Source organism: uncultured Subdoligranulum sp. (genome assembly GCF_937890665.1).
Genome location: NZ_CALADU010000034.1, coordinates 1 through 4,655, shown reverse-complemented (window position 1 = coordinate 4,655; position 4,655 = coordinate 1). Strand labels below are relative to the sequence as shown.

General features: G+C 56.1%; 4 protein-coding genes. 2 read left to right on the top strand and 2 right to left on the bottom strand.

The window, feature by feature from the left end; genetic code table 11:
* Positions 1-99: 99 nt before the first annotated feature.
* A complete protein-coding gene (locus Q0526_RS01870) occupies positions 100-1,389 on the bottom strand; it encodes a chloride channel protein (protein ID WP_298730293.1) in 1,290 nt (429 codons plus the stop codon).
* A 152-nt stretch (positions 1,390-1,541) separates the two neighbouring features.
* Here Q0526_RS01870 and Q0526_RS01865 point away from each other — a divergent pair, with 152 nt between their 5' ends.
* Positions 1,542-2,681, top strand: coding sequence for an ATP-grasp domain-containing protein (locus Q0526_RS01865; RefSeq protein ID WP_298730291.1), 1,140 nt, complete (start codon positions 1,542-1,544; stop codon positions 2,679-2,681).
* A gap of 22 nt (positions 2,682-2,703) precedes the next feature.
* The gene (locus tag Q0526_RS01860) at positions 2,704-3,660 is read left to right on the top strand and encodes a glycosyltransferase family 2 protein (RefSeq protein ID WP_298730289.1); all 957 of its coding nucleotides are present in this window, start codon (positions 2,704-2,706) and stop codon (positions 3,658-3,660) included.
* Between the two features lie 58 nt (positions 3,661-3,718).
* On the opposite strand, the gene Q0526_RS01855 is transcribed toward Q0526_RS01860, so the two are convergent.
* Positions 3,719-4,655: TRCF domain-containing protein (locus Q0526_RS01855; RefSeq protein ID WP_298730287.1), on the bottom strand; the 937-nt coding region annotated here is incomplete at its 5' end.

The following is a 4,655-nucleotide window of genomic DNA, read 5'->3' as shown; positions in this document are numbered from 1 at the left end:
TTTTTCACCACCACCATTCATTTTCGGGGTTGACTTTTAATAGTTAATCTTTCTGATTTTAAACACTTTATTATACCACGTCGGCGGTATACGCACAACTTAAAATTCCTCGTCCAGATCGCCTTCCGACCAATGGCCATCCTGAAAATGTACGCCGCCGATGTGCAGTTTGGAGTGCAAGAAATGCTGCTCGTGGTAGAGGCTGAAATAGCTGGACAGCATATAGGAAACCGCACACACCAGTGCGAAAAGCGGCAGGCATTGGCCACCGAATACCTCCAGTCCCAAGCAGATGGAGGCCAGCGGGCTGTTGGTGCAGCCGCAGAAAAGGGCTACCATGCCCAGTGCGGCCCCCAAGGGGGCGGGCAAGCCCAGCAACGGTGCCACTACACAGCCGAAAGTGGCGCCGGTAAAGAAGATGGGGACGATCTCCCCACCCTTGTAGCCGGCCCCCAATGTCAAGGCGGTGAACAGCATTTTGCAGGCAAAGGCCCAGGGCAGAGCCTGCCCTGCGATGGCGGCAGCAATGACCGCGCTGCCGGCACCGTTGTAGTCGGTGGTGCCCAACAATTTGGTCAAGGCGATGATCAATACGCCGCCCACGACCACTCGTAAATAGGGATTGGGGAAATATTTCGTATACAGTTTGGGGGCGGTGTGCAGAAGTTCGCAGAATACTATGCTCAGCCCAGCCAGCAATATGCCCAGCGCCAACACTTGCAGCAGCGTAACGGGGGTGGCCTCTGCGGTAGCGCCTAGCGTGAAGGCCGTAGGAGAGCGCCCCAATCGGCTGCTGATCCAGACCCCCAGCAGTGCGGAGACCAGACAGGGAAGAAGGGCGGCATATTGCATGGAACCCACATTCACCACCTCAATGGTAAAGACGGTGGCTGCCAGTGGGGTGCCGAAGATAGCGGAAAAGGCACCGGCCATGCCGCACATTGTCATGAGACGGCAATCATGGCGATTCAAGCAGAACAAACGTCCCACCTGACCGGAAACGGAACCGCCCAACAGCAATGCGGCGCCCTCGCGACCGCTGGAACCGCCCAACAGATGGGTGGTTACCGTAGAAAAGAAAATCAGCGGAGCAGTGCGCAGCGTGAGCACCTTGCGTTCCCGCACAGCCACAAATACCTGATTGGTGGAACCACCGCCTTGGGGGTCAAAACGCCGGTAGAGAAACACGATCACAAGGCCGCCCACCGGCAGCAGATACAAAAGCCAGCCCTGTGCAGCGCGGGTAGTGTTGGCCCAGTCGAGGGCCAAGCCGAATGCGGCGCCCAGCGGTCCGGTCAGACAGCCAACCAAAATCGCCAGCACCAGCCACTTGAAGCAGACACGTAGGTACCGCGCGACGCTGTGAAGGGTTTGCTGTAAGATTGCCATAAAAAATCCTCCCCCCAAGTGAATCTTTTCAATTATACCTTCTTCCTACGGAAAAGACAAGTTGAAGAAGACTTCCCATTTTGAGGGCGGTGTGCTATAATAAACTAAATTCTGTCAATTTGCGCAAGATGTACAGGAGGGAATTTTTCGCCATGAAACGACTGGCCATTATCGGAGCATCCTATCTGCAAGCACCGCTGATCCAGAAAGCCAAGGATCTGGAGTGCGAGACCCATGTGTTCGCCTGGGCGGCGGATGACGTGGGGGAAAAGATGGCGGACTATTTTTATCCCATCAGCATTATAGAAAAGGATGCGATTTTACAGAAATGTCAGGAGATCGGCATTGATGGAATCTGCACCATCGCCAGCGACTTGGCGGCGATTACCGTGAATTATGTGGCGGAAAAGATGGGACTGCCCGGCAATGGGATGCGCTGCTGCGAAAAGTCGACCAATAAGCACAAAATGCGGGAGGCTTTTGCCGCAGGCGGAGATCCGTCCCCGAAGTCGGTGCTGATCGGCCCCGAGACCGATCTTTCGGTGTTGGAAGGGATGCAGTATCCGCTGATTGTCAAACCTACCGATCGCTCCGGCAGCCGCGGCATCACCGAGGTACAGCGCCCGGCGGGGCTGCAGGCCGCCATCGTCCGCGCACGGGAGCAGAGCTTTGAAAAGATGGCTTTGGTAGAAGAGTTCGTCACCGGACAGGAATACAGCGTGGAATGCGTCTCTTATCAGGGGCAGCACCACTTGCTGCAGATTACCTTGAAATATACCACCGGTGCGCCGATGTATATTGAAACCGGCCACATGGAACCGGCCCCGCTGACCGCCAGTATGCATGATCGGGTGCGGGATGTGGTTTTCCACGCATTGGATACTTTGGAAATTCGCAACGGTGCCTCCCACAGCGAGCTGAAAATCGATGCGGCGGGCAATATTCGTCTCATCGAGATCGGCGGCCGGATGGGTGGTGACTGCATCGGCAGCCATCTGGTGCGGTTCACCACTGGCTGGGATTTCGTAGGGATGGTGGTGCAGATCGCGCTGGGACAAGCCCCCGATATGACGCAGGGTCCGCATTATGGGGCCTGCGGGGTGCGGTTTATCTTTGGGGCACAAGATTTGGAAAAGCGGGAAGCCCTGCGCCATGCGCCCGGTATTACCATGCTGGAGGAAAGTCCCATCGACCCGATGGATCATATTGTAACGGACTCTTCTACTCGGTTCGGATATTATATCTTTGCTGCCGAGGATCCGGCGTGCCTGTGCACATGGATGGAAAAATAAGAGGAAGGAACTTCAAACCCTCATGCAACTGCTCAGTTTTGTCATTCCCTGTTACCACAGTGCTGCCACGTTGGCGGCTGTGACGCAGCAGATTCGCGAAACGGTCCAAGCAGATGGCCGCTATGCGTATGAGATCATTTTGGTGAACGACAACCCCGCTGATGATACTTGGCGGGAGATTTGCCGTCTGAAACAGCAGGATCCCCAGATTTTTGGCATCTGTATGTCCCGGAATTTCGGACAGGCTTCGGCCCTCATGGCTGGGTACCGCCATGTACACGGAGATCTGGTGGTAAGTCTGGATGATGACGGTCAGACGCCGCCGGCCGAGATGTTCCGCCTCATCGATGCGATGGACGAGGACACCGATATTGTCTATGCAAGCTACCCCACCAAGCACCACAGCCTGTTCCGCAATTTTGGCAGCAGGGTCAACGATTGGATGGCCACTTGGCTGATGGGCAAGCCCAAGGATTTGTATATGGCCAGCTACTATGTGGCTCGACGGTTCATTATCGATGAGATGGTCAGGTGCGATAACCCGTTCCCCTATGTGGATGGGCTGGCAGTACGTTCCACCTCTCGGTTCAAAAACATCCCCATTGATCATCAGGATCGAACCGAAGGAGAAAGCGGCTATACCTTTGTCAAGCTGCTGCGGCTGTGGCTCAATGGATTTACGGCCTTTTCGGTCAAACCCCTGCGGGTGGCCACGGTAATGGGAATGCTGTTTTCGCTGGTTGGTTTTTTGTTTGCCGTGATCATCATTGTGCGGAAGATTTTGCTGCTGGATGCGATCGACGCCGGTTGGTCCAGTACGGTTTCCATTGTGCTGTTGTTGGACGGCATTTTGATGATGATGCTGGGACTGATAGGAGAGTATGTGGGCCGTATGTATATGGCCATGAACAAAAGTCCGCAATACATCATCCGCATGACAACGGCGGAAGCCGGCCAGCCGGAACCCCCTCAGTCTTGAATCAACAAGGGACCTTGGCCCGTACGGGTCAAGGTCCCTTGCTGTTTGTGTAAAGATATTAAGATGCGGAGGGAGCAGCACCGGGCAGTAAGGTGACCACATCCCGCAGCAAGACCAGCGGGTTTTCGCCTTTTTGAACCCGCAGGCTGAAATAGGGGCGGCCCAACGCGTTGTACAGCACCCGGTGGGGATACTGGTCCATCACAGCAGCGAGCTGCTGCGGTCCTACTACATCGGAGTAGAGGATCAACAGATCGTTGCGCTGAACGATCTCCACGATGCCCACACGCGCGGCGGTGACACGTACCAGCGAAACATCCACCAGCCCCTGTACGCTCTTGGGTGGGCTGCCGTACCGGTCGATCAATTCGTCCAGTACGTCCTCGGCGTCGGTGGTGGTTTCAATGGCCGCAATGCGTTTGTAGGCTTCGATACGTCCTGCGGGATCGGGAATATAGTCCTCGGGAAGGTAGGCGTCGATGGCAATATCCACCAGACAATCGCTTTTGTCGGGGGCCGGTGTCTCGCCGCGGGCGGTGGCAATAGCCTGCCCCAGCATTTTCACGTAGAGATCATAGCCCACCGCTTCCATATGACCGTGCTGGCTGTGTCCCAGCAGGCTGCCCGCGCCCCGGATCTGCAAATCCCGCATGGCAATGCGGAAGCCGGAACCAAAAGCGGTAAATTCCCGGATGGCCGAGAGCCGCTTGGCGGCTACCTCGGTCAGTACCTTGTCCCGGGTAAAGGTGAAATAGGCATAGGCTTTGCGGGAGGAGCGACCCACCCGTCCACGCAGCTGATACAACTGGGAAAGCCCCATGCGGTCGGCATTCTCGATGATCAGGGTGTTGCAGTTGCGCACATCCACGCCGGTCTCAATCAGGGTGGTGCAGACCAGCACATCGATCTCGTTGTCCAACAACTGTTGCCATACCGAGGAGATCTGCTCCTCGGTCATCTTGCCGTGGGCAATCCCGATGCGGGAACCCGGCACC

Coding starts and splice junctions, on each gene's coding strand:
- Q0526_RS01860 (WP_298730289.1), top strand. CDS start 2,704: ATGCAACTGCTCAGTTTTGTCATTCCCTGTTACCACAGTGCTGCCACG.
- Q0526_RS01865 (WP_298730291.1), top strand. CDS start 1,542: ATGAAACGACTGGCCATTATCGGAGCATCCTATCTGCAAGCACCGCTG.
- Q0526_RS01870 (WP_298730293.1), bottom strand. CDS start 1,389: ATGGCAATCTTACAGCAAACCCTTCACAGCGTCGCGCGGTACCTACGT.